24 protein-coding genes are annotated in these 25,985 nt (G+C 35.4%); 12 read left to right on the forward strand and 12 right to left on the reverse strand.

The window, feature by feature from the left end; all coding sequences use genetic code 11:
- Positions 1-509: 509 nt before the first annotated feature.
- The 5 genes from CXF67_RS00805 to uvrC form a co-directional block, all read right to left on the reverse strand.
- A complete protein-coding gene (locus CXF67_RS00805) occupies positions 510-1,277 on the reverse strand; it encodes a DUF3108 domain-containing protein (RefSeq protein ID WP_102087013.1) in 768 nt (255 codons plus the stop codon).
- A gap of 288 nt (positions 1,278-1,565) precedes the next feature.
- Positions 1,566-2,705: a 4-hydroxyphenylpyruvate dioxygenase gene (gene hppD / locus CXF67_RS00810; RefSeq protein WP_102087014.1), complete on the reverse strand. Its 1,140-nt coding sequence runs from the start codon at positions 2,703-2,705 to the stop codon at positions 1,566-1,568.
- A gap of 210 nt (positions 2,706-2,915) precedes the next feature.
- Positions 2,916-4,082 carry a homogentisate 1,2-dioxygenase gene (locus CXF67_RS00815; RefSeq protein WP_102087015.1) on the reverse strand — a complete coding sequence of 389 codons (1,167 nt, stop codon included), beginning with the start codon at positions 4,080-4,082 and terminating at the stop codon, positions 2,916-2,918.
- Between the two features lie 127 nt (positions 4,083-4,209).
- Complete coding sequence (locus tag CXF67_RS00820) at positions 4,210-6,456, reverse strand: patatin-like phospholipase family protein (RefSeq protein WP_102087016.1); 2,247 nt, start codon at positions 6,454-6,456, stop codon at positions 4,210-4,212.
- Positions 6,446-8,248: an excinuclease ABC subunit UvrC gene (gene uvrC / locus CXF67_RS00825; protein ID WP_102087017.1), complete on the reverse strand. Its 1,803-nt coding sequence runs from the start codon at positions 8,246-8,248 to the stop codon at positions 6,446-6,448. Before uvrC ends, CXF67_RS00820 begins: the two co-directional genes overlap by 11 nt.
- A 780-nt stretch (positions 8,249-9,028) precedes the next feature.
- Between uvrC and CXF67_RS00830 the strand changes: the two genes are divergently transcribed.
- The 3 genes from CXF67_RS00830 to CXF67_RS00840 are packed head-to-tail and all read left to right on the forward strand — an operon-like array spanning position 9,029 to position 10,029.
- A complete protein-coding gene (locus CXF67_RS00830; RefSeq protein WP_257984532.1) occupies positions 9,029-9,466 on the forward strand; it encodes a hypothetical protein in 438 nt (145 codons plus the stop codon).
- Positions 9,467-9,526: 60 nt separating this feature from the next.
- Complete coding sequence (locus CXF67_RS00835; protein ID WP_102087018.1) at positions 9,527-9,775, forward strand: type II toxin-antitoxin system Phd/YefM family antitoxin; 249 nt, start codon at positions 9,527-9,529, stop codon at positions 9,773-9,775.
- The gene (locus CXF67_RS00840) at positions 9,775-10,029 is read left to right on the forward strand and encodes a Txe/YoeB family addiction module toxin (protein ID WP_102087019.1); all 255 of its coding nucleotides are present in this window, start codon (positions 9,775-9,777) and stop codon (positions 10,027-10,029) included. Before CXF67_RS00835 ends, CXF67_RS00840 begins: the two co-directional genes overlap by 1 nt.
- A gap of 8 nt (positions 10,030-10,037) precedes the next feature.
- Here CXF67_RS00840 and alr read toward each other — a convergent pair whose 3' ends face one another.
- Positions 10,038-11,141: an alanine racemase gene (gene alr / locus CXF67_RS00845; RefSeq protein WP_102087020.1), complete on the reverse strand. Its 1,104-nt coding sequence runs from the start codon at positions 11,139-11,141 to the stop codon at positions 10,038-10,040.
- Positions 11,141-11,779: a thymidine kinase gene (locus CXF67_RS00850; RefSeq protein WP_102087021.1), complete on the reverse strand. Its 639-nt coding sequence runs from the start codon at positions 11,777-11,779 to the stop codon at positions 11,141-11,143. The genes alr and CXF67_RS00850 overlap by 1 nt, the downstream gene beginning before the upstream one ends.
- 101 nt (positions 11,780-11,880) lie before the next feature.
- Here CXF67_RS00850 and CXF67_RS00855 point away from each other — a divergent pair, with 101 nt between their 5' ends.
- The gene (locus tag CXF67_RS00855; protein WP_102087022.1) at positions 11,881-12,828 is read left to right on the forward strand and encodes a hypothetical protein; all 948 of its coding nucleotides are present in this window, start codon (positions 11,881-11,883) and stop codon (positions 12,826-12,828) included.
- Between the two features lie 2 nt (positions 12,829-12,830).
- A complete protein-coding gene (gene rsmI, locus CXF67_RS00860) occupies positions 12,831-13,511 on the forward strand; it encodes a 16S rRNA (cytidine(1402)-2'-O)-methyltransferase (RefSeq protein WP_102087023.1) in 681 nt (226 codons plus the stop codon).
- Positions 13,512-13,716: 205 nt separating this feature from the next.
- Here rsmI and pyk read toward each other — a convergent pair whose 3' ends face one another.
- The 5 genes from pyk to CXF67_RS00885 all read right to left on the reverse strand — a co-directional run bounded on the left by pyk (position 13,717) and on the right by CXF67_RS00885 (position 18,024).
- Complete coding sequence (gene pyk, locus CXF67_RS00865) at positions 13,717-15,147, reverse strand: pyruvate kinase (protein ID WP_102087024.1); 1,431 nt, start codon at positions 15,145-15,147, stop codon at positions 13,717-13,719.
- Complete coding sequence (locus CXF67_RS00870; protein WP_102087025.1) at positions 15,147-15,629, reverse strand: IPExxxVDY family protein; 483 nt, start codon at positions 15,627-15,629, stop codon at positions 15,147-15,149. The genes pyk and CXF67_RS00870 overlap by 1 nt, the downstream gene beginning before the upstream one ends.
- Before the next feature lie 136 nt (positions 15,630-15,765).
- Positions 15,766-16,503 (reverse strand): ribonuclease III, encoded by a 738-nt coding sequence (rnc, locus tag CXF67_RS00875; protein ID WP_102087026.1) that lies wholly within the window; start codon positions 16,501-16,503, stop codon positions 15,766-15,768.
- 14 nt (positions 16,504-16,517) lie between these two features.
- Positions 16,518-17,771, reverse strand: coding sequence for a beta-ketoacyl-ACP synthase II (gene fabF, locus CXF67_RS00880; protein WP_015024450.1), 1,254 nt, complete (start codon positions 17,769-17,771; stop codon positions 16,518-16,520).
- A 16-nt stretch (positions 17,772-17,787) separates the two neighbouring features.
- Complete coding sequence (locus CXF67_RS00885; RefSeq protein WP_003443663.1) at positions 17,788-18,024, reverse strand: acyl carrier protein; 237 nt, start codon at positions 18,022-18,024, stop codon at positions 17,788-17,790.
- A gap of 152 nt (positions 18,025-18,176) precedes the next feature.
- On the opposite strand from CXF67_RS00885, the gene purN reads away from it, so the two are divergent.
- The 7 genes from purN to CXF67_RS00920 all read left to right on the forward strand — a co-directional run.
- Entirely contained in the window at positions 18,177-18,764 is a 588-nt protein-coding gene (gene purN, locus CXF67_RS00890) for a phosphoribosylglycinamide formyltransferase (RefSeq protein WP_102087027.1), read from the forward strand.
- Positions 18,765-18,766: 2 nt separating this feature from the next.
- Positions 18,767-19,387 carry a ribonuclease H1 domain-containing protein gene (locus CXF67_RS00895; protein ID WP_102087028.1) on the forward strand — a complete coding sequence of 207 codons (621 nt, stop codon included), beginning with the start codon at positions 18,767-18,769 and terminating at the stop codon, positions 19,385-19,387.
- Positions 19,388-19,482: 95 nt separating this feature from the next.
- Positions 19,483-20,406 (forward strand): PfkB family carbohydrate kinase, encoded by a 924-nt coding sequence (locus tag CXF67_RS00900; RefSeq protein ID WP_102087029.1) that lies wholly within the window; start codon positions 19,483-19,485, stop codon positions 20,404-20,406.
- 45 nt (positions 20,407-20,451) lie between these two features.
- Positions 20,452-22,353 (forward strand): amidophosphoribosyltransferase, encoded by a 1,902-nt coding sequence (locus CXF67_RS00905; RefSeq protein ID WP_102087030.1) that lies wholly within the window; start codon positions 20,452-20,454, stop codon positions 22,351-22,353.
- A gap of 98 nt (positions 22,354-22,451) precedes the next feature.
- Positions 22,452-23,426: a hypothetical protein gene (locus tag CXF67_RS00910; RefSeq protein ID WP_102087031.1), complete on the forward strand. Its 975-nt coding sequence runs from the start codon at positions 22,452-22,454 to the stop codon at positions 23,424-23,426.
- Positions 23,427-23,749: 323 nt separating this feature from the next.
- Entirely contained in the window at positions 23,750-24,772 is a 1,023-nt protein-coding gene (locus tag CXF67_RS00915) for an NAD-dependent epimerase (protein ID WP_102087032.1), read from the forward strand.
- Positions 24,773-24,967: 195 nt separating this feature from the next.
- The coding region (locus CXF67_RS00920; protein ID WP_257984533.1) for an oligosaccharide flippase family protein at positions 24,968-25,985 on the forward strand (1,018 nt) is incomplete at its 3' end.

Here is a 25,985-nt window from a genome sequence, read left to right on the forward strand (position 1 = left end):
AGTTTAAATTGGTATTACAGTATTTTCCTGTTAAAAATCAGCTCTCTTTTTTCATTTTCAATATTTACTAAAATCATAGAAAGGAGAAGTGGTATTTCTGCCTTCTTTTTTGGATCGCTCCATACTTTGAGTTACACTTGAGTACCGCTATGAGTTTCAAATCCATCGCCTTACACCAAATTAAATTTATAATGTCGCATAAATAAATTGAATTATACTACGACGTAGATCAGCACAGGTTTTTTGATGGATTGAAATTAAAAATAATTAATATAGCCTTAGTCACGGTAATTATTTTTGATAAAAATAGGGCGAAAAAAGCCTGTGCTGGATTCATATCGGTAAAACAATTTAGTGCGACATTATAGGTTTAATTTGGTATTACAGTTGCTGAACAAGCTTTTTCTCTACTTGAGGTTTCTTGTAGAAATTATACCAATAAGAATCTGATTTTAAAAGTAAATTAATGAAAATTGAAATGACAATAGGCTCAAAATTTGAATATACATTTAATCTAATATAACTTCAAACGAATGGGAAAGACCCTTAAATCCGTCAAGCTCCGCGGTTAAAGAACCTACAGAGAGCTCTGCTTCAATTTTTAATGGAATTTTGTTTTCATCTGCGGTAATCCAAAATGTTAAGCTTTCTTGAGCTTCAAAAACACGTTCTGCCTTAACGTATGGTTTAAATTTTAAGCAGGCTACTTTTCCAAATTTAGAATCCAAGACTTCATAACCTAGAAACTTAGTTTTAAAATCATAGTTTTCATTATCAAAAAACATGTTCAAGCGAAATTCTTGACCAATCTGCAAGGTTTCAATATCAATACTGTTCCTGAGTTTGTAGAATGCAGAAAGCATATCTTGAGTATTTAGCTCAAAATCAAAAGACTCTGTTGTACCGCGTTTATAATCTACGACTTTAACCCGTTGTGAGTCGTGATCAAAGTAGAGTTCTTTATGCTTTTTGTAACCTCCTTCATTAATGTCTCTTATAAACTTTACAGGAAGTCCATCTTGGTTAACATAGGTTTCATATCGATCTCTCACTTTAAAAAATACATCCAACAAGCCAACACTTTTGCCATTGCCAATAATGTGATAAACATCCTCATTGTATAGTTTGGTTTTTCTTATTTCAAGAGTGGCTTTGCTAGTATTAAACCATCCGTATTTTATTTTGAAGCTCAACCACTCTCCATCTTCATATGCAGACTGGCTGTAACCGCAAAAAACACTTGCAAAGGCAATAACAAGGCTTAGGAAAAATTTCATAAAGATAGGATGTCTATTCAAATTTCAATATAAGCAATTAGCATGCCTTTATTTCAGGATACTTTTAAAAGCGAAAGCCTAGACAATTAAGGGGAGACTTTCGCTTTATGTACTGTAGTACCAATGTAAACCTATATTTTCGGAATAAATTGCTTCTTTTTTGCCTGCTTTTTATCAAAAATAATTACGGTAACTAAGGCTATGCTAATTATTTTTAACTTCAATCAATCACAAAATAATTTAATTTATTTATACGACACTATAAATTTAAATTGGTGTAAAACTAATTTAAAGTGTTCCTCTTAAGGTCTGTTCTCTTTCAATAGCTTCAAATAAAGCTTTAAAGTTTCCTTTTCCAAAAGATTGCGCTCCTTTACGTTGAATAATTTCAAAAAACATAGTAGGTCTGTCCAAAATAGGTTTGGTGAAAATTTGAAGCAAATAGCCTTCATCATCACTATCAATTAAGATCCCAAGTTCTTTGAGCGGCGCTAAATCTTCGTCTATTTCTCCTACACGGTCCAAAACAGTGTCGTAATAGGTTTCAGGAATGTTTAAAAATTCAATCCCCCTTTTTTGGAGTTCGGTCACGGTTTCAATGATGTTATCTGTGGCTAGAGCAATATGTTGAACGCCAGAACCATTATAAAAATCGATATACTCTTCAATTTGTGACTTCTTTTTTCCTTTGGCTGGCTCGTTGATAGGAAACTTTATTCTTCCATTTCCGTTGCTCATCACTTTACTCATCAGAGCCGTATATTCTGTGGAAATATCTTTATCATCAAAAGATAATAATTGAACAAATCCCATCACTTCAGCATAAAAATCAACCCATTTATTCATCTCGTTCCAGCCTACATTTCCTACTATGTGATCGATGTATTTTAGGCCTACACCTTCGGTTTTGTAAGATTTGGTCCATGCGTTGTATCCAGGTAAAAATGGACCTTCGTAGTCTTTTCGCTCGATAAACAAGTGAATAGTTTCTCCATAGGTATGTATACCAGAAATAACAGCTTTACCATTGTCGTCCTCAATGGTGTAAGGCTCTACATAAGGTTTTGCCCCACGCTTTACCGTTTCCTCAAAACTCTTTGCAGCATCATCTACCCAAAGAGATACAAATTTCACCCCATCACCATGTTCGTTGATATGTCGATTGATATCGCCACCATCGCTCATTGGGCTAGTCAGTACTAACCTTATTTTTCCTTGTTGCAAAACATAGGAAGTAGAATCTTTTCTTCCCGTTTCCAATCCTGCGTAGGCTACAGGCTGGTAGCCCCATGCCGTTTGGTAATAGTAGGCTGCTTGTTTGGCATTTCCTACATAAAGCTCTACAAAATCGGTTCCTAGAATAGGAAGGAAATCTTCAGCCTCAAGATTTACTTTGGTTAATTTTTGACTAGTTGTATCTGTGCTCATGAGTTTAGGTTTTTAATCGTTAATTTATATGTTTTGGGCGTTCCCCTCCCTAACGAGTTGGGGAGGGTTAGGCTTTTGTTTCAAGTTTCTTCATTAGGCTTAGCAAGTCTAGAGTAGTCCTTTGGCTTCTTTTAGTCGCCAAGTCCAACACGACTTCTAGCGCCAAATTCAGAAAGCTTTTCTCGACAATCCTTAACGCAAAGCAAAGCCTTAATGTTTATCTCCTAGCCAAGATTTATGATAGCTATCATCGGCAATGGCCATGCCTTCTCCAGTTATCTTTAAAGGTTTAAAGGTATCTACCATTACAGCTAATTCTTCTGTTTTAGTTTGGCCAATACTTCGCTCTACAGCCCCTGGATGTGGACCGTGAGGAATCCCTGAAGGATGTAACGAGATATGACCAGCTTCAATATCATTTCTACTCATAAAATCTCCATCGACATAATACAACACTTCATCACTATCAATATTACTATGGTTGTAGGGTGCTGGTATACTTTCTGGATGGTAATCAAATAATCTAGGACAAAATGAGCACACCACAAAAGCGTCGGTCTCAAAGGTCTGATGAACGGGTGGTGGTTGGTGAACCCTTCCTGTAATGGGCTCAAAATCATGGATTGAAAACGCATAAGGATAGTTATATCCATCATAGCCAACTACATCAAAAGGGTGAGAGGCATATACCATATCGAACAATTGATTTTCTTTTTTAATCTTTATTAGAAAGTCCCCTTTTTCATTGTTGGTTTCTAATTCATAAGGCTGCCTTAAGTCCCTTTCGCAAAAAGGGGCATGTTCTAGCAGTTGCCCAAAGTAATTGCGATAGCGCTTTGGGGTGTAAATTGGTCGTCTTGACTCTACGATGAATAAGCGATTATCCTCAGTTTCAAAATCAATTTTATAGATAACACCTCTTGGGATGAGAAGGTAGTCGCCATATCCAAAATCCAGATTACCCAGATGGGTTCTTAGTTTTCCTTTCCCTTTATGGATAAAAAGTAATTCGTCTGCATCTGCATTTTTGTAGAAATAGTCTTTGGAAGATTCAGTTGGGGCTGCCAGAATTATATTGACATCGGCATTGTGTAAAACGGTGGTTCTACTGTCTAGATAATCTGGCTGAGGTTTGGTTTTAAATCCATGAAACTTATAGGACTTTAAATTGGTGTCCACAGCAATTTTGGGAGTCAAATCTTTACTCCCTAGTATTTTTTTGACTTGTGTAGGGTGTTGCTCGTGATAGCTATTGGTGGACATCCCGTCAAAACCTATGGTTCCAAAAAGCTGCTCTCGATATAAAGAGCCATCAGGTTTTTTAAAGATGGTGTGTCTTTTATGTGGAATTTTACCAAGTTTATGATAGAAAGGCATGATAATTACAATTTATTCAAATATCGTGAAAATAGATGTAATTTAAAACAGGATACTGTTATTAATAAATATTTGCTTGAAAAAAACTTCTTTTAGAGCGGAATTTTTCTCAGGACTTGAGTCACGATTAAAACCAGTATCCAATACTTACAAACCACTGGTTTTCATTTGTTTCTGGAGAATAGGTATATTTTAAATCCACAGGGCCTAAAATGGTTTGGGATCCAAATCCAATTCCATACCCAGAAAAATCTGGAGTACTCACCCAGTTTCCAGAGGAAAATAGATCATCTTTTACGTTGGCATAGTTTGCGGTGAAGAGGAGGTGATTTTTTTTGTAAAAATTATAATCAACCTGCAAAATTCCTTTGATATATGAATTGGCGGATAGCGTAAAAAAGTCGTAGCCTAAAAAGTGTTTAAAATTATTGATGGGCTCATTTCCAAAACCACCAAGGAAAAAATTTAAGCCAGCTAAGTCTTCATTACCTGTTCTAAATCCAAGCTCTGAGCCTATATAAGCTGAGACTCTGTTGAAGAGGGCTTGTGCATAACCCGCTTCACCTTTAACGATGGCAAACTCGGAATAATTTTCAAAAACCGGGAAGTATACATTCATTTGGCCAGTAAACAAATATCCAGAACTGGGATAAAATTTATCGTTCATAGTATCAAATTTCACATAGCTATAGGTGCTAAACAAGTTGTTTTTTTCTATGATAGTTTGTGCCTCGTTTACCTCAGGATCTTGTATAAAGGTCTCTGTAGTGGCCTCGAGAAATTTATACTCTGCTCCAACACCAAATTTAAAACCTTGAGTAAGGAAGGTTTCCACAAAAATGCGATTGGTAAAATCCTTGTTTTTTAAACGAACTTTGTTCAAGTTCAAAGGATTTTCTACTCCTACATTCCGCTGTATAAATTCAAAATTAATATCATCATCAAATTGATTATATCGTGAAGAAACACCGATGCTCCAATAGCGTCCTTTATCGATATAATAATTAAAATTATAACGAAGATTATCGCCAATAATGAGGTCTAGAGAAATAACATCATTGGTGAGAAAGAAACTCTTTTTGGTAAGATTGGCTAAAAAACTGGTTTTATAAAGCTGGTCATAGTGAATTCCAAACCTTAGCTGAGTATTTTGTTCACTCTCAAAAATCTTCAATCTCAAGTCTTTAAATTCTCCATTTTGAATAAGCTCGTAGTTGATTTTATTAAAACTTCCTGTAGCGGTTAAATTATTAAGACCCCCATTTAGTTTTTTAAAGCTTGTTTTTTCGAAAGTGTTTACTTTCAATTTACCTCTGATGTAGTTTCTTGGAAACTTATTATTGCCAACAATATCTATCTTTCCAATAGCAATGCTATCATTAAGCTGGATGGTTTGTCGCGGTGCGTTAGTTTTATTCTGGGCTTGTGCTATTAACTCAAGAGTATTTATTTTTTCTCTACCAGCGACTTCCCCATTTTTTATAATTTTTTCTCCCTGATCAAAAGAGAGGACCGTAAAATCATCGATGTTGGGATGTATATAAAGATCAGTTTTAAGGCTTTTTTCCTCGGCAGCTCTTATGGTTCTAAAGTTATTGACTTGAGTAAGAATTTCAAAACCGCTTTTTAGGTTTTCCTTACTGCGCAAGTCATCTTGCACATCTATCCCTATAATAATATCCATTCCCTTTGCACGCATTTCTTCAACAGGAAAATTATTAATCACTCCGCCATCGGTCAACATCATACCATTTATAAAAACAGGACTAAATAGTGTTGGAATTGCTCCACTTGCAGAGAGTGACGTTGCAAGGTCTCCTTCTTCAATAAGTACTTGCTCTCCATTTTCTATGTTGGTAGCTATACAAAAGAAAGGAATTGGGAGCTGACTAAAATCGGACTCTTCCATATGCGATAAAAGCTGTGCGTAGAGGTTGTAGATATTTTGGCCTTTGGATAAACCTGAAGGTAGATTAACTTGAAAATTGTCAAAAGGAAGTTGAAGCACATAACGTTCGGCCTCTTTCCTTTCAAAAAAACTCCTAGCTTGCCTAGGCAAGTCATCTTGAATTAAAGCTCCAAAATCTATAACTTTAAAAATGGAGTCCAATTGTCTAGTGGTGTAGCCGGAAGCGTACAAACCGCCAATTATAGCTCCCATGCTCGAGCCTCCTATATAATCTATACGAATCCCAGCTTCTTTAATCACTTTTAAAACACCAATATGTGCTAAGCCCTTTGCTCCACCACCACTCAGTACTAAGCCCACCTTCAAGTCTTTATGGAGTCGCTTAAGACTATCCAGCTTGTATAAGCCTATGTCTTGCCCAAAAAGAAAAACAGGGAATAGGAAAAAAAGAAGTTTAAGTTTCATCTTGAGTATGATAATATGAGTGAATAATAGTTGCTTTAGAACTTCCTATGACATCTTTAAGTTCCTTTAGACTTGCTTTTTTCACATTAGTAATGGATCTAAAATTTTGCAAAAGCTCTATGGATGTTTTTTCTCCAATTCCTGTAATTTCTTCCAATTCTGTGCCAATCGCACTTTTACTTCGTTTATTCCTATGAAAGGTGATCCCAAACCTGTGGGCCTCATTTCTTAACTGCTGGATAATCTTTAAAGTTTCCGTCTTTTTGTCAAGATATAAGGGGTATTGATCTCCTGGATAAAACAACTCTTCTAGACGTTTTGCAATCCCTATAATCGGGATTTTACCACGTAATCCCAATCGCTCCAGAGCAGTCACCCCAGAGGAGAGTTGGCCTTTTCCTCCATCTACAATAACCAGATGCGGTAAAGGTTCATCTTCTTCTAGCAATCGCCTATAACGTCTATAAACGACTTCCTCCATGGACGCAAAATCGTCTGGCCCCACCACGGTTTTTATATTGAATTTTCTATAATCTTTTTTACTGGGTTTTCCGTTTTTGAAGACGACACAGGCAGCAACAGGATTGGAGCCTTGAATGTTTGAGTTGTCAAAGCATTCAATATGCCTTGGTTCTTCATGTAACCTTAAATCTTCTTTCATTTGAGCCATCAACCGGTTGGTATGGCGATCTGGATCAACAATCTTCATTTGTTTAAACCGCTCCATGCGGAAATACTTGGCATTCCGTATAGAAAGCTCTACAATTGCTTTTTTATCTCCCAATTTTGGAACGGTGACTCTTACATATTCTCCTGCTACGACTTCAAAAGGCACGTATATCTCTGGAGACCTAGAATCAAAACGTTGTCTTATTTCTGTGATCCCTAATTCTAGAAGCTCAGCATCGCTTTCATCTAACTTCTTTTTCATTTCAATGGTATGCGATCTTACAACGGCTCCATGAGATAATTGCATAAAATTAACATACCCATACCCTTCATCACTTACGACAGAAAAGACATCTACATTATTGATTCTGGGGTTAACCACTGTAGATTTAAACTGGTATTTTTCTAGTGTGCTTATTTTTCGCTTCACCTTTTCAGCTTCTTCGAATCGCATGTCCTCTGCGAGACGACCCATTTGCTCTCTAAAATCTTTGAGAGAATCTTTAAGGTTACCTTTTACGATATTTCGGATAGCTTCAATTTGTTTCATGTATTCGTCTTCATCTTGAAGATCTTCACAAGGTCCTTTACAATTTCCAAGGTGGTATTCTAAGCAGACTTTGTACTTGCCGTTATCGATTTTGGCTTTGGACAAATCGTAGTTGCAGGTCCTAAGTTGGAAGAGACCTTTAATCAATCCTAAAATTGTTTTTACGGTTCTTAAACTCGGGTAAGGTCCGTAATATTCACTTCCATCTTTTATGATTTGCCGCGTTAGAAAAACCCTCGGGAAGCGTTCATTTTTAATACACAGCCAGGGATACGTTTTATCGTCCCTCAACATAATGTTGAAACGTGGCTGCAGTTTTTTAATCAGGGTATTTTCAAGCAGAAGAGCATCCATTTCAGAATCGACAACGATGTGCTTGATATTTTTTATTTTATTAACCATCACCCCAATGCGATGACTGTCATGTTGTTTGTTGAAATAAGAAGAGACTCTTTTCTTAAGATTTTTGGCCTTGCCTACGTATAAAATCCTATCGTCTTTGTCGTAATATTGATAAACCCCAGGACTTTCTGGAAGCGTTTTTACCTGTATGTCGAGATCTGTAGATTCCATAATTTGTGTTGACTGTAAAGTTAAGTTTTATCCTCGAGGTTGGATAATAGTTTATAAAAATGAAAAGTTATTTTGATCTAGTGATTAATCATGTATTACTCACTAGGCATTATTTTTTTGACTTTCAATTAAACCCTATGGATACTATCACACTAAATAATTTATCCTTTAATCAAGCAAAAAATGAAATTCAGTTGTTTAAATTATAAGTTAATTTTAGTCGTGGCATTATTCTTTTGCAGCATGACTCACTATGGTCAATCCAACGATAGGGAAAGGGTCTGTATAACGTTGGTTTTGCATCTGTCTTTAGTGGGGTAGGAGCACTTATCAATAAGTAACCAGACGAAAAGGGGCATAAGGTTTTATTAAAAGGCATCGCTCAAGGAGCGGCTGGAGGTTATTTAATTTTTGAAAGCAAACGACCTGTACCAATTTAGTTTTTAAATGTTGCATTAAAAATTTGAATTATTTTTTATTTATTTAAGGCAAAAAATATAAGCATAGCAATAGTTACGGTTCTATTTTATGACGATTAGTAAGTGAAAAAGAAACTGATTTTACACGACATTTGAATGCTAAATTGGTATTACGGGAAAAATTGAATCTAAGCGTGCCTGGGAATACAGCTGGTACGCTAAGTTTGTTAATTCTGCGGGGACTTCTATTGTTGAAAATGCCGCTTCTAACCGTAAATTTTATGATGTTTGGCATTTCAATATTGGCTTTAATCGGTTGGAGCTAGATGCTCTAGACCAGCTAAAATTCAAATATAAGCTTATGCCACTGTCATTTATTGCTACAACCTACTCTTTGGTTAACCATGATTTTGAATTTGAAAGAACCTTAGAAACAGGTGAACTTGTCTTTTCTGGTCATACCATTAAAGATTATAATGCTAGTGGTACCGCTACAGCAAATATTGTTGTTCTCGATAAAACAGAAATGGATAATTATGCTTTTCTATCTCATGAGTTTACACATGTTTACCAGTATTATGATTTTAATGTATTTAACACCTACTTGAATAAGCCACTTCAAAACTTAAAGGTGAATTACAACACTTTTGATAAAGTATCCAATCACTTATATTATGATTTGCAAGGATTTATTTTTTATTCATTATTTTTTTCAGAAATTCAAAACATTGATTGTCATTACCATAATTTCTTTGAAACCGAAGCTGGTTATTATTCCAATACGATCTTTTGTAATTAGATAATTACAATTAGGAATAAAAAAAGTACGAATATGAGTACTTTTGTTTAACTTCGTTATATGGAAATAGTTAACTACACAAACTTTCGTTCTAATCTTAAGCATTGGTTTGACAAGGTCATTGATGATGTGAGTGATGTTGTTATTAAGCGTAAAAACGGTAAAGATTTAGTTTTAATATCCTTAGACGAATACAACTCACTTAAGGAGACAACCTATTTATTAAGTGGCAAAAATAGAGAGGTCTTACTTGACTCAGTAAAGGAATTAGAAGAGGGTAAAGGTGAAATCAAAGACCTTATTGACTAATGAATATAATTTGGTCTGCCAAATCATGGGATGATTATTTGTATTGGCAAAAAGTTGACAAGAAACTATTAAAGCGAGTCAATGTGCTTATCAAAAGTTGTAGGAGAACTCCTTTTGAGGGTATTGGAAAACCTGAAGCTCTTAAAGGAGATTTGCAAGGGTATTGGTCGAGGCGAATCACTACAGAACATCGACTGGTCTACAAGTATGAAAATGATCAATTATGGATTGCTGCCTGCCGTTACCGTTACTAAAATAAAATCTATACCAAAACTCTAGTCACTCTTTGAGAGATTCTGGTGATGACTTCGTAAGGAATCGTTTGTTGTTCTATATCGAAGTCCAGAACCGTGTGATTTTTTCCGAAGATTTCCACGTCATCACCTTCATTACAGTCTATTCCTGTGACATCTAGCATTAAAGTGTCCATACAAATGTTACCAATGATAGGTGCTTTGTGGTGGTTTACTAAGACTTGTGCTTTTCCATTCCCAAAACTTCTGGAAATACCATCGGCATAGCCTAGAGGGAGTGTTGCGATTTTAGTCTCTCGCTCAGCTTTAAACTTACGTTCATAACCCACGCTATCCCCTTTTTGGATAGTTCTTAATTGAGCAATTACAGTTTTGAGACTGGCAACTGCTTTTAGCATCTTATGTTCTTTGGGATTGTTGCCATAGCCATAAAGAGCAATGCCAGCTCTTACCATGTCGTATTCTGCCTCAGGGTAATTTAAAATTCCACTAGAGTTGCAAATATGACTTTCGAAAATGTAGGGCAAGTGGTTTTCAAAAAATTGTCTGGCCTGTTCAAATTTTGAAATTTGTCCTTTGGTAAATTCGACTTCATCTTTATTTCCTGAGGCTGCTAAGTGAGTAAATAAACCTACCATTTTAATTTTTCTTTCGGCTTTAAGGTGTTGAAGTATGGTATTTAAGTCATCAATTTCAAAACCAAGTCGGTTAAGTCCCGTATTGATTTTAAGGTGAATGCCAAAAGAATCTATTTCGTGCAGAGTTAGCTCTTCACAAAGTCCTTCTAAAAAACGATGGTTATAAACACTTGGGGTAAGTTGGAAGTCAATTAGTTTTTGAATTTCTTCCAATTGTGGATAAAACACAAGAATAGGAGCTTCAACCCCCGCTTTTCTTAATCGAACACCTTCTTCGATATAAGCCACAGCAAGATGCTGAACTCCAATCTTTACAAGGTGTTTACCGATAATAATGGAATCTGTTCCATAAGCAAAAGCCTTGACCACTCCCATAATTTTGGTTTTTGTGCTCAAGTAACTTTTAAGGAGTTTATAGTTGTATTCCAAAGCTTGGAGATCAATTTCAAGTCGAGTTTCTAATACTTTGGACATTATTCAGGTTTTTTTGAAGACAGTTCTTCAGAATCTTTGACTTCAATGCGCTTTACTTTTTCTTTGAGCATCGCTTTAAAATAGGCGGCCCTGCTCAGTGGTTCATATTCATCGGTCTCTCCTAGAAGAACTAGGTCTTCTTTGGACGATTTCCTAAAGCTATACTGGGCTAAATTTCCAGTTCTTGTGCAGACCGCATGGACTTTAGTTACATATTCTGCTGTAGCCATCAGATTAGGCATAGGCCCAAAGGGGTTTCCTTTAAAATCCATATCTAATCCAGCGACAATCACGCGAACGCCTCTGTTGGCTAAATCGTTGCACACCGAAATGATCTCATCGTCAAAAAATTGAGCTTCGTCGATACCTACCACCTCACAGCCGTCTGCAAGCAATCGAATATTTGCTGCAGCAGGAACGGGAGTAGAGCGAATAGAATTTTCGTCATGGGAGACCACTTCAGTATCATCATATCGCCTATCTATTTGAGGTTTAAAGATTTCTACTTTTTGCTTGGCAAATTTAGCGCGTTTAAGACGTCTTATTAATTCTTCCGTTTTACCAGAAAACATACTTCCACAGATCACTTCGATCCATCCAAATTGCTCTTTGTGATTAACGGTATTTTCGAGAAACATTTTGTAATTTAGAGCGTTAATAATTATATTCTAGCTTTAGAATATCAAGGCTAAAATTAGCAAAAATTATAGGGCCTTTAAAAAAGAAAATCAAAAATATTATGAAGAGAGTCTTGGAAGACGAATTGATAAGTTTGGCGGAACGGATATTGAAGCTTAAAAACCGAGCAGACATTCATCAGCTGAAGAGGGAAACTGGTATTCTATATGAGAAACTTAGTATTTTAGCATTTGCTGAATTACATTTTGGAGGTCTTAAATCTGATATTTCTAAAACAGAATTTAAGGAAGTTTTCTCTCAGCAATTTAGTGATATTGATGAAGACAGCGGGCATTACAAAACGCCTGATGGAATGGATTATAATCCAGATCCCATTTCTGAACCTAATACTGAGAAAATTAAAGATATCGTTTCACAAATGCCCCCCGAGTCTGAACAAGTAGATTTACTTTTAGCTGAATTAGAAAAATTAAGAAATCAGCACCACTCTAAAACGAAAGCATCTTCAGAAGAAAAAGAGAAACCCACGGAACAAGAAACTTCAACTAAAGATTTTGGAAAACCCAAAGAAAATAACCCAACTGAAGATGATTTCAAAAGTTTTGGAGTTCATTTTGACGATCTGCCAGATTTTGAGCCTAAGACAAATGATCCAGAAGAGCCAACATCATCAGTTCAAGAACACAAAGAGTTTAAGGATACCTCTCTAACCACTCCTCGGGAGCCAGCACCAAAAACAGATTCTGCACCGCCAGAGGGAGTTCAATCCAACTTGAATTATAATCATAAAGATAGACGCTCTTTAAACGACAAGTTGAAAAAAGGGATTAAGATAGGTCTTAACGATAAGATAGCTTTTACCAAACACCTTTTTGGAGGAATTACCGATGATTACAACCGAGTTCTTTCTCAATTGAATACCATGCAGTCTTTTGAGGAGGTGAGAAACTTCATTCAACAGCATATTAAACCAGATTACAATTACTGGGAAGGGAAGGATGTTTTTGAAGCGAGGTTTATGGAAATTGTGGAACGAAAATTCGAATAAGAATGGCCAAATTATACTTAGTCCCTACACCCATTGGAAACCTTGGAGATATGACTTTTAGAGCTGTAGAAGTGCTGAAGTCGGTGAATGTTATTCTTGCAGAAGATACCCGAGTTAGTGGAATTCTGCTTAAGCATTATCAGATAGACACTCCGATGCAAAGTTACCACCAACACAATGAACATAGTATGACGGAGTCTGTGGTGAAACAGATTAAAAGAGGAAGAGAAACGGCTATTATTACCGATGCAGGCACCCCTGGAATTTCAGATCCTGGATTTTTACTGTCTCGAGCTTGTGCTGAAGAAGGCGTTGAAATCCAATGCCTACCTGGAGCAACTGCTTTTGTTCCGGCACTCGTTAATAGTGGATTGCCCAACGATAAATTTGTTTTTGAGGGCTTTTTACCTGCCAAAAAAGGAAGGCAAAAGCGTTTGAAAGCCTTATCAAGTGAAGATAGAACGATGATTTTCTATGAATCGCCTTATAAGATATTGAAAACCCTCCAGCAATTTACCGAGCATTTTGGATCGGATCGTGAAGTGTCCATTTCAAGAGAGATTTCCAAAATATATGAAGAGACCCTACACGGTACTTTAGAAGAAATGATCGCCCATTTTGATATAAAAAAACCAAAAGGAGAATTCGTGATTGTTTTAGCAGGTTCAGGAGTTAAAGTGTAAAAAAGTCGTGTCGTCATTCCGACAGAGAAGTTTTTTTGCTTGGACGATGAATCTCATTGTCATTCCGACAGAGAAGTTTTCTTGCTTGGACGAGGATTTTTTTTGCTTTCGACATGATTAGATTCTTCAGTCGCCAAAAAAAAGGCTCTTTCAGAATGACATAGAGTCACCAAAAAGAACCTTTAAAATGACAAAACTTTAAGCTTTAACTAATTTCTGAAATTCTCAACGTATTTACCATACCCTTAGCTTCAATCGGCATAGCTGCAAGATTGATGGTAAAGTCTCCTTTTTCCAAATAGCCTTTCTGTTTAGCTATATTATTAATATCGTCTATGGTCACGTCGGTACTGTCAAATTTATCATAGAAAAAAGCTTTCACTCCCCATAACAGACTCAGTTGTGTTAGAATACGCTTGTTGGAAGTAAAGGCTAAAACATGAGAAGTGGGTCTCCAAGCCGAGATTTGGAAAGCTGTATAACCAGAATTGGTCAAGGTGCAAATGGCACTTGCATCAATTTCGTTAGCCATCAAAGCAGCGTGATAACAGATAGATTTTGTCATATATCTTTTCGTCTTGATTTGTGGAGCTTCTTGAGGAACGTTAATCAGCGGTGAATTTTCTACGCTTTTTAAGATTTGAGACATCTTCTGTATAACTTGTACAGGATACTTTCCTACCGAAGTTTCTCCAGACAACATCACTGCATCAGCACCATCCATCACAGAGTTGGCTACATCGTTTACTTCAGCTCGTGTTGGAGTGAGACTATCAATCATCGTCTCCATCATTTGAGTGGCAATAATAACTGGGATTCTGGCTTGCTTGGCTTTAAGAACGAGTTGTTTTTGGATAAGCGGCACTTCGTGAGCAGGAACTTCTACTCCAAGATCACCACGAGCGACCATCAATCCATCGCAGTAGGCAATAATTTTATCGATATTCTTTACCCCTTCAGGTTTTTCTATTTTAGAAATAATAGGAATTTTGTGCTTACTGTGTTTTTTAATCAACTTCTGAAGTTGTTTTAGATCACTTGCAAATCTTACAAAAGATAAAGCCATCCAGTCCACTTGAAGTTCACAGGCGAAAATAGCGTCTTTAACATCTTTTTCGGTAAGTGCAGGCAGTGAAATATTCGTGTTTGGAAGGTTCACACCTTTGCGAGAACGAAGAGGGCCTCCTTGGATTACTTTGGTTTTGACTTCACTTTTTCTATCAGTAGTTAGTACTTCAAAAATCAACTTTCCATCATCCAATAGAATTTGTTCTCCTGGATTAACATCTTGAGGGAAGGTATCGTAATTCATGAATACCCGACTTTTAGTACCTTCAAATTCTTTGCCAGTCGCAAATATGATTTCATCACCAGTCTCAACAACCACTTCATCCTTCATAATCCCAACACGAAGTTTAGGACCTTGTAAATCACCAAGAATTCCAGCATTATAACCGTGCTCGTCGTTGAGGTCTCTAATCATTTTTACACGCTCCCTAACATCATCGTGATCTGCATGTGAAAAATTGATTCTAAAAATATTGACACCAGCATCTAGCATGTCCTTAAGAACTTCTTTTTTGCTAGTGGATGGCCCTAGTGTTGATACTATCTTTGTTTTCTTTGATGTTTTCATTACTCTAAAATTAAGTGTTCTGGGTATTTTATTTTCTTAGATTCAATAGCATAAGCCATTGAAATTTGTTTTACGCTTAACAGTTTATCGATGATAATTTGAGGATTAAAAATATTGAGTTCATCATTAATCTTCATCAAGTAATCAACTTGTTTATGGTCCTTCAACAAATACTCTACTTGGACTAAATCTTCTTCAGTAAACAAGTTGCTCGATGGAATATCTATATATTGGTCGTTTACTTTATTACATATCAAAAAAGACTTCGTATCCCATTCTTGATTAAAATATTCAAATATTGGGAAGCTAACTTTTTTGGAAGTTAACTTCAAATCCAAGTCCTTTTCCATTCTATTAAAACTAATATCAAGTTTAGAATTAATAAGGTATGCTATCCTATGTGGTTCCAACTGCGAGTGAATACCAATCAATTTGTAATCGTAAATGTCAAAGTCAGATAAACAGATTTTTTTCTTTTTCATGACTTTAAATAAATTCGATCAAACTCATTTCAGGATAAGACTACTTGTAAAGATATGAAACAAAACAAGATGCATCAATCCTATTCGGATTTATTCCAAAATGTGCACTAAAGAAAACGTTTTCGTGGAAAGATTTTTAAGATCTAATTTCGTTTTGGAAAGAAAAGTAAGCTCGTTGTGAAGCCTTCTCCTCTGCCCTTTTCTTAGAAGTTTCCCTAGCTTTTCCAGAGATTTCGTTATTGATAATCAGTTTAACAGCAAAATGTTTTTCTTCATCTTTACCAAAGTCATCTTCAATTACAAATTCAAAGGGGAACTTGTTTTTTTGACACCATTCGATCATTAGGCTTTTATAGCTCATCACTCGTTTTTCAAGTTTTGCTAAATCTACATCTTCTCGAATCACTTTTTTATAAATAAAAGCTTCGCAGTCTTTGAAACCCTTGTCTACATAAATAGCGCCAATTAGAGCTTCAAATAAGTTTCCATTGATGTTTTTACCCATTTTTTCAACAGGAATTTCTGATAAAGTAAGGTCTGCAAGGTCGAAGCTTTCCCCTAGTAAATTGAGACTTTTCCGGCTCACGATTTTAGATCGCATCTTGGTGAGGTACCCCTCATCCCCATGTGGAGCATTTTCAAAGAGATAGGTAGATATGACAGCGCCGAGAATAGAGTCTCCTAAAAACTCTAAACGCTCATAGCTAATGAATTTTCCTTCATCGTCTTTGAGCTTAAGAGAAGAGTGAGTAAAGGCTTGCTTATAAATAGATAAATTTTTGTGTTTAACCTTTATAATGCGTTGTATTTTTTTAAAAAAAATCCCGTTTCTATGTGAACGGGATTCGCTTAATATTTGTTTAAAAAATCTCATTCAAAACGAATAACTTAATCATCCATACTTTTAAAAGCGACACAAGCATTATGCCCCCCAAACCCAAACGTATTGCTCATAGCGACTTTGATTTTTCGTTCTTGAGGCTTATTCAACGTCAAGTTCAATTCAGAGTCGATATTTTCATCTGGCGTTTCATGATTTATCGTTGGTGGAACAAGGCTGTTTTGCATTGCTAAAATAGAAGCAATTGCTTCAACAGCTCCCGCGGCTCCAAGTAAATGACCAGTCATGGATTTTGTAGAGTTAATGTTGATATTTTTGGCATGATCTCCAAAAACATGCTTAATAGCTTTCAGTTCTGCAACATCACCTAAAGGGGTAGAAGTACCATGAGTATTTATGGTATCTACATCTTCTGGCTTGAGGCCAGAATTCTCTAAGCAATTCTTCATCACGGCAATAACACCAATTCCTTCCGGATGAGGGGCCGTCATGTGGTAAGCATCAGAGGACATTCCTCCTCCAACAACTTCAGCATAAATCTTTGCTCCTCTAGCTTTAGCGTGTTCATACTCTTCAAGAATAAGAGCGCCACCACCTTCGCCAAGAACAAACCCATCTCTGTTGGCATCAAAAGGACGTGAAGCTTTTTGAGGATCATCATTTCTAGTGGAAAGGGCATGCATAGAATTAAATCCACCCATACCAGCTTGAGTAACTGCTGCTTCACTACCTCCAGTAACCATGATATCGCTGTATCCTAAACGGATATAATTTAAAGCATCTATCATAGCATTAGCCGACGATGCACAAGCTGAAACTGTCGCGTAATTGGGGCCCATAAATCCATGCTTAATGGAAATATTTCCCGGAGCGATGTCCGCGATCATTTTCGGTATAAAGAAGGGGTTGAAGCGCGGAGTACCATCGCCGTTTGCAAAATTGATAACTTCATTTTGAAAAGTTTCCAGTCCGCCAATTCCAGCACCCCAGATGACACCAATTCGATACTTATCTACGACATTAAGATCTACTCCAGAGTCTAAAATAGCTTCATCTGAAGCAACTAAGGCATACTGAGCAAATCTATCCAATCGTCTTACTTCTTTCCTATCGAAATAATCTTTGGCATCAAAATTTTTTATTTCACAAGCGAATTTTGTTTTGAAAAGGCTAGTGTCAAAGTAAGTTATAGGCGCAGCACCGCTCTTGCCGTGCTTTAATCCTTCCCAATACTCTGATATATTATTTCCAATAGGCGTTAGAGCGCCTAAACCAGTAACTACAACTCGCTTTAATTCCATGAAATAAGACTATTTTTTATTTTTTAGCTTCTTCAATATATGAAGTCGCTTGACCAACTGTTGAAATATTTTCAGCTTGATCATCGGGTATCTGGATGTCAAATTCTTTTTCAAACTCCATAATGAGCTCTACAGTATCCAAAGAATCTGCTCCTAAATCGTTTGTGAAGCTAGCTTCTGTAACCACTTCGTTTTCGTCAACGCCTAATTTATCAACGATAATGGCTTTTACTCTTGATGCAATGTCTGACATGATTGTATTTTTTATATTTAATTTCAGTTGGCAAAAATAAAAAACTTTAGTTTAAAACAAGTTTTAAAGATGAAAATGTGTTTAAATTTACGTAATAATATTTTATTATATAGATTTGAAATGTTTAAATTTTCAAATTCAATCGTTTAAAAATGGAAAATTCAAAATCAATATCTGTCAAAAAGATCATAGTCTTCGCCTCTGGAAATGGAACTAATGCCATAAATATATATCATCATTTTAGAGAAAATCCCAATGTAGAGGTGTCCCATATCTTATCCAATAATAAGAAATCCAAAGTTTTGAGAAGAGCTCACGATCTGGGAATAAAATGTATACATTTTGAAAAGGAAGATTTATACGACTCTGACAGTTTACTAGACGTGGTCAAAGATATACAACCTAGTTTAATTGTACTCGCTGGCTTTTTATTGAAAATACCCTCTCCATTCTTGTTTCATTTTCCAGATAAGATTATTAACATTCACCCTTCTTTATTACCAAAATACGGAGGGGAAGGTATGTATGGGAGTCGAGTTTTTAAAAGAATACTCAAAAACAAAGAAGTAGAAAGTGGCGTTACTATCCATTATGTAAATGCAAACTATGATGAGGGGGAAATCATTGCACAGTTTAAAACAGCACTTGAGCATAACGAGGATGTAAACAGCTTGGAAGAAAAAATTCATGAACTTGAGTACATTCATTATCCTAAAGTTATTGAAGATTTACTTAAATAGCTATGGGCAAATCGTCTAAGTTTTATGTCGTTTGGGAAGGTTATGAGCCAGGAATCTATACGTCTTGGCAAGATTGCAAAGTAAAAATCCAAAACTATCCAAAAGCAAAGTATAAGTCCTTTGCTTCATTGCTTGAGGCTAAAGACGCTTATAATACTGGTTTTTTCAACTACAAGAAGCAACAAAAACAAGCACCGAAGTCACTAAGTACGGAGGGTATTGAATGGAATTCTATAGCTGTAGATGCAGCTTCGAGCGGTAATCCTGGTAAAATGGAATACCGCGGCGTGGTGACCAAAACCAAACAGGTGCTTTTCCACATGGGTCCTTTTCCAAATGGGACTAACAATATAGGTGAGTTTTTAGCCTTAGTCCATGGTTTGGCATTTTTAAAATCGAAAAAAAGCGATTTACCTATCTACACAGATTCCAAAATTGCAATGTCTTGGATTCGGCAAAAAAAGTGCAAGACAAAACTTGAGCCTAATTCTAAGAATGCAGAGTTGTTTGAATTGGTAAAACGTGCAGAAGTGTGGTTAAACAAAAACACGATCAATCGACCTGTCTTAAAATGGGAAACTAAATCTTGGGGTGAAATACCTGCTGATTTTGGGAGAAAGTAAGGGTCTAATGAGGTATTGATAACTCAAATCCATTCCCTTAAAATCATGAGGGGATTCTATAAGAAAACCTATATTTGCAAAAAAATAAAATTAAGATGAGTAAATTATTGATAGTGGGAACTGTAGCTTTTGATGCGATAGAGACTCCATTTGGAAAAACCGATAAAATACTAGGTGGTGCTGGGACTTACATAGCCCTTAGTGCTTCGCAATTTGATGTAGAATGTGGTGTGGTATCTGTGGTTGGAAATGACTTTCCGCAAGATTACCTTGATTTACTCACAGATAGAAACGTCAATATCGATGGCTTAAAAATCGTAAAAGGCGGAAAAACCTTTTTCTGGAGTGGCCGTTACCATAATGATATGAATACTAGGGACACGTTGGATACTCAACTGAATGTCTTGGCAGATTTTAGCCCAGTTGTTCCAGACCATTTTAAAGATGCGGATATCGTCATGCTAGGCAATCTACATCCTGCAGTGCAGATGAGTGTTATCGAACAGGTGGAGTCAACAAAATTAATCGTTCTGGATACGATGAATTTCTGGATGGACTCAGAGCTTGGTCTTCTTAAAGAGGTCATTTCAAAAGTAGACGTCATCACTATTAATGATGAAGAAGCTCGGCAATTGTCTGGAGAATATTCACTGGTAAAAGCCGCTAGAAAAATAAGAGATATGGGTCCAGATTATGTAGTCATCAAAAAAGGTGAACACGGTGCTTTGTTATTTCATAAAGAAGAAATGTTTTTTGCACCAGCGTTACCTTTGGAAGAAGTTTTTGACCCAACTGGAGCTGGAGATACCTTTGCAGGAGGTTTTGTAGGCTACTTATCCAATTCTAAAGATATCTCCTTTGAAAATATGAAAAACGCAGTCATTTATGGCTCCAATTTAGCTTCTTTTTGTGTGGAGAAATTTGGAACTGAAAGAATGCTGGAACTGAATAAAGATGAGGTTGATAAACGTTTAGAGAGTTTTCAAGCCCTCACTCAATTCGAAATTAATTTAGCATAACACTTTGCCCTGAGTATTCAGGGCTTTTTTATTGGAAACAACATCATGAGTGAACTTATTAAACATGAATGTGGCATAGCCACATTAAGACTATTAAAGCCACTTTCTTTTTACCAAAAGAAATATGGCAGCGCTTTTTATGGCATCAACAAAATGTATTTGATGTTGGAGAAGCAGCACAATAGAGGTCAAGATGGTGCTGGTTTTGCGAGTGTTAAGCTAGATATGGAGCCTGGTAATCGCTATATTAGCAGAGTGCGTTCTAATGAGGCACAACCTATCCAAGATATTTTTAAGAAAATAAACGAAAGAATCAATGCGGAAGTAGAGTTACATCCTGAGATTCTTGAGGATATCGATTCACAAAAGAAAAATCTTCCTTATTTAGGGGAGGTATACTTAGGACATGTTCGCTACGGTACTTTTGGTAAAAACGGTATAGAGAGTGTCCATCCTTTTTTGAGACAAAACAACTGGATGCATCGTAACTTAATTGTTGCTGGTAACTTCAATATGACTAATGTTAACGAGTTATTTCAAAACTTAGTAGAGCTGGGACAGCATCCCAAGGAAAAAGCCGATACAGTCACGGTGATGGAAAAAATAGGTCATTTCCTCGACTCTGAGGTAGGAAAGTTATACAAAAAGTTAAAAGAAAAAGGCTATAATAAGAAAGAAGCATCTCCTCATATTGTGGAACAATTGAAAGTGCACAAAATTCTCAAAAAGTCCTCCAAAGATTGGGATGGTGGTTATGTGATTGCAGGTATGCTTGGACATGGTGATTCTTTTGTATTGAGAGATCCCAACGGTATTCGTCCGGCGTATTACTATAAAGATGATGAAGTGGTGGTAGTGGCTTCAGAGCGACCAGTGATACAGACCGCTTTTAATGTCGATTATGAGGATGTTCATGAGCTAGAACCTGGGCAAGCGATTATTACCAAAAAAGACGGTTCAGTTCATTTTAAAACTATTTTGGAGCCAGGAGTACGTAAGGCCTGTTCTTTCGAGAGGATTTATTTCTCCAGAGGGAGTGATGCTGAAATTTATAAAGAACGAAAAAAACTAGGTCGCTTATTAATGCCGGAAGTTCTTAGGGCTATCGATTATGATACGATGAACTCTGTATTTTCTTATATTCCCAACACAGCAGAGACTTCATTCTATGGGATGGTTGAAGCGGCCCAAGACGAATTGAATCGTCAAAAAAATGAAGCGATTTTAAAAGAAAAAGAAAATCTGACGGATGAACGACTTTCAGATATACTTAGTTTACGGTTACGAACTGAAAAGATAGCCGTTAAGGATGTCAAGCTCCGTACTTTTATCACACAGGATAGCAGTAGAGATGATCTGGTAGCCCACGTCTACGATGTGACTTACGGAGTAGTAAAACCTACAGACAATCTAGTGGTGATAGATGATAGTATAGTTAGAGGGACCACTTTAAAGAAGAGTATCTTGAAGATGCTAGACCGTTTGTCACCAAAGAAAATCATTATTGTGTCCTCGGCACCACAGATTAGATATCCAGACTGTTATGGTATTGACATGGCTAATTTGGAAGATTTTATTGCTTTTCAAGCAGCAGTGTCTTTGCTTAAGGAGCACGGTATATATCAAGACACTATGGATGCTGTATATAAGAAATGCAAGCAGCAGATAGAACAGACTACCAAGGCCGAGGAAAACTACGTTAAAGCAGTTTACGACCCTTTCACTTACGAGGAAGTTTCAGAAAGAATCGCCCAACTTTTAAGTCATGAGAGCATCACCTCAGAAGTTAAAGTAATTTACCAAACCGTAGAAAAACTCCATGAAGCCTGTCCCAAAAACTTAGGCGATTGGTATTTCACTGGAGATTATCCTACAAAAGGAGGCAATAAGGTAGTGAACAAAGCGTTTATGAATTTTTATGAAGGGAAAAAAGATAGAGCTTACTAAAATAGTACCATTATAGACGCAACCTTTTTGTAACCTTATGCATCTTTATAATGTGAAAGATTTACTAAATTTGCACAACTAATTTCATCCATATTTAAATGTCAGAACAAACTTCACAAAATGCCTCAGACGAAATTGACTTAGGCGTCGTTTTTGAAAAAATAAAGTCTTTTTTTAAGTCTATTCTAATAGGAATTATCCAAATATTTCAGTTTTTTTGGAAGCATAAGTTTGTGCTTGCTGGACTAATAGTTATAGGAGTTGGTTTACAGTTATATTTGAAATCTACATCAGAATCTATATTTTCAAATCAGTTTTTGGTGAAAACGAACTACAGCAGCACTGAATATCTCTACAGCAAAGTGAATTCTATAAACTTAAAGCTTAAAGCTGGCGATAGTTTATACATAAAAGATCTGTTTGGAGAACATTATGATAAAGTTAAAGAAATTGAAGTAGTTCCTGTGATCGATGTGTATGGACTTGTAAATAAATCTAAGGAAAATAAAGAAACCTTTGAGCTTCTGTTAGATGAATTCGGTAATATTTCTTTTTTAAGCGATGAGATCAATATCAATGAATACACAACCCATAAAATTAAAATATACATCGAGGGGCAGGCTTATAATGAGAAGATTTCTAATCGACTATATGACCATTTGGCAAGTAATTCTTATTATAATGAACTTAAGACTGCTACCTTAGAAAGTTACAAAGAACGGCTACAACAAAATAAAGCAATCAGAACTCAAATCGATAGTATTCTTAAGGACCAAAAAGAAAATACACTCCCTAAGTTAGATAATAATGCAATTAATTTTTCGGGTAGTCAAGACTTAAAAGAACTATTAAACCAAAAGCAAGAGTTGTTACTTAATGATTTATCACTTAGAAATCGAATGTCTTCTAATGATGAAGTTTTAAAAATTATTGATTCCTCGTTTGGAGTTTTTAGTGAAGAGCGCAACCAATCTTATCTTATTATACCTTCCATATTCTTAGGAATATATTTTCTCTTTTTCTTTTTCAGATATTTAAGTAGAAGAATTTTAAGTTTTGTGGGGAAAGATTAAATATTTTAGTCAATATATTTTAAATGTTGAACAGCCGTCACAATACATCTAAAATATTTAAAGAGATTCGAGTTCTACAGGTTCAAGCATAATGAATCAAATTCAACAATGATCCTGCTTTTTCATACTTTAAGCTCAAAGGATTCGAGCTTTTAAAAAACTCAGAGTAAAAAATGAGATGGTTGATATAATGTTTTAAGTCTTAAAACCACTGATTTCTTGGCTTATATAGAGAGGTATAAATATTAGGAAGTTTAATCTTAACATATGATAGAAAAAATTAAAAGATCGCTACTGACACAATTTTTTAATAATTAATTTTCATGAAAAAAATATTGGTAACTGGAGCAGCCGGTTTTATTGGGTTCCACTTATGTAAAACTTTGATCAAAGAAAACTTCTTAATAATTGGCCTAGATAATATTAATGATTACTACGATGTTAACTTAAAGTTTGACCGACTAAAAGAATTAGGGGTTGACAGAGAAAAAGCAGCGATATTTGATAAAGAAACTTCAAGCAATTCTTTTAATAATTTTAAATTCATCCGTTTAAATTTAGAAAATACTGATGCAATTTCTAAATTATTTGAAAAAGAAAAATTTGATGAAGTTGTCAATTTAGCTGCTCAAGCTGGAGTAAGATATAGCATTCAGAATCCAAGAGCATATGTTCAAAGCAACTTGGTTGGCTTTTTGAATATACTAGAGGGCTGTAGGGATACAAAAGTTAAACACCTCGTATACGCAAGCAGTTCTAGTGTTTATGGGGAAAACAAAAAAACCCCTTTTTCTGTTCCTGATAATGTCGACCATCCAATAAGCTTGTATGCTGCAACCAAAAAAAGTAATGAATTAATGGCTCACACATATAGTCATTTGTATGATATTCCAACAACTGGGTTGAGATTTTTCACTGTTTATGGGCCTTGGGGCAGGCCAGATATGGCTTTGTTTCTGTTTACTAAAGCTATTATAGAAGGTTCTAGTATAAATGTCTTTAATAAAGGAAAGATGAGCCGTGATTTTACTTATATCGATGATATAATTTCAGGTATTAAAATATCGCTTAGTACCCCCCCCTCTAAAGATAAACTACAGGTCCCTTATAGGATTTTTAATATTGGTAAAGGTTCTCCAGAAACATTGGAGGATTTTATTTTATGCATAGAAAAAAGCTTAAATAAAAAGGCTCATAAAAAAATGCTGCCTATCCAGCCTGGTGATGTTCCTAAAACATGGGCGGATATTAGTGATTTAAAAGGGATGGGCTATAAAAGTTCAACACCAATAGAAAAAGGAGTGGGCAAATTTGTGAAATGGTATAAGGAATACTATAAATTATAGTTCTTCATCTCTAAAAATAAAATAGTGGTAAAATATTCTGAGAAATTAAAAAAACATAGAAAAATAATAGAAAATTTCTCTTATCTATCTATTTTTCAATTACTCAATCTGTTAATACCTCTAATTGTTTTTCCTTATTAAATTAGAGTTTTAGGTGGAGAAAAATATGGCTTAATTATTTATGCTCAAGCAATAATAGGTTATTTTGTCATACTGATAAATTTTGGTTTTAATATTACTGCAACCAAAGAAGTTAGTATTCATAAAAAAAACAAAAAAAAGCTTAGTAAAATTATTAGCAGTGTTACCATAATTAAAGGCGTTTTACTCTTTACATCCTTTGCAATAATCACACTATTAGTTTTTTTGATACCTAGTTTTTGGGAAGAAAAAACATTATTCTATCTGACTATTTGGATGTGCTTATATGAATTCATATTTCCTATTTACTATTTTCAAGGAATAGAAGAAATGAAATACATTACAATTATTACATTAATAAGTAGATTAATTTTTCTTTGCCTTATTTTTTTATTAGTCAAGGACAAAAGTGATTATTTATTGGTCCCAATTATTAATGGGACAGGTGCAATAATAGCTGGTATTATTTCTCAAGTAATAATTGCTAAAAAAGGAATAAAATACTTTTGGCAACCTCTATATGCTTTGAAATTTTATTTTATTAAATCCTATGTCATGGCACTAGCTTATGCTTCTAATACCTTAAAATCTAATTTGAATATTGTTTTAGTTAAAGCTTTGTTTTCATATAAGGAAGTTGCGTATTTTGATTTAGCATTAAAAGTATCTAGGGTAGGTACTTCTTTTCTCGAGTTAATTAGCGTTTCTGTATTTCCTAAAATGAGCAGAGAAAAGAATATCTTTTTCTTAAGAAAGATTATTTATTTAAGCTTAACACTTTCTGTTCTTTATGTTTTATTTGTTGAAGTAAGTGCACCTTTAATTATATCTTTAATTGGAGGAGATGAAATGTTAGATTCAGTACCTTTACTAAGAGTGATTGTTTTGTTTGTTCCGTTTCAAATACTTGGAGGTCTGTTGGGCAGAAATAGCTTAATTGTAAATGGTTATAATAAAGAGGTGCTTTATAGTATGGCAATATCTAGCTTTATTTATGTCATTACAGTATTAGTTTTATATTTGTTTTTGGATAATTTATCTTTAGAATTGTTAGGGGCAGTTTTTGTATTTT

The sequence above is a fragment of the Psychroflexus sp. MES1-P1E genome (assembly GCF_002836055.1).
GTDB lineage: Bacteria > Bacteroidota > Bacteroidia > Flavobacteriales > Flavobacteriaceae > Psychroflexus.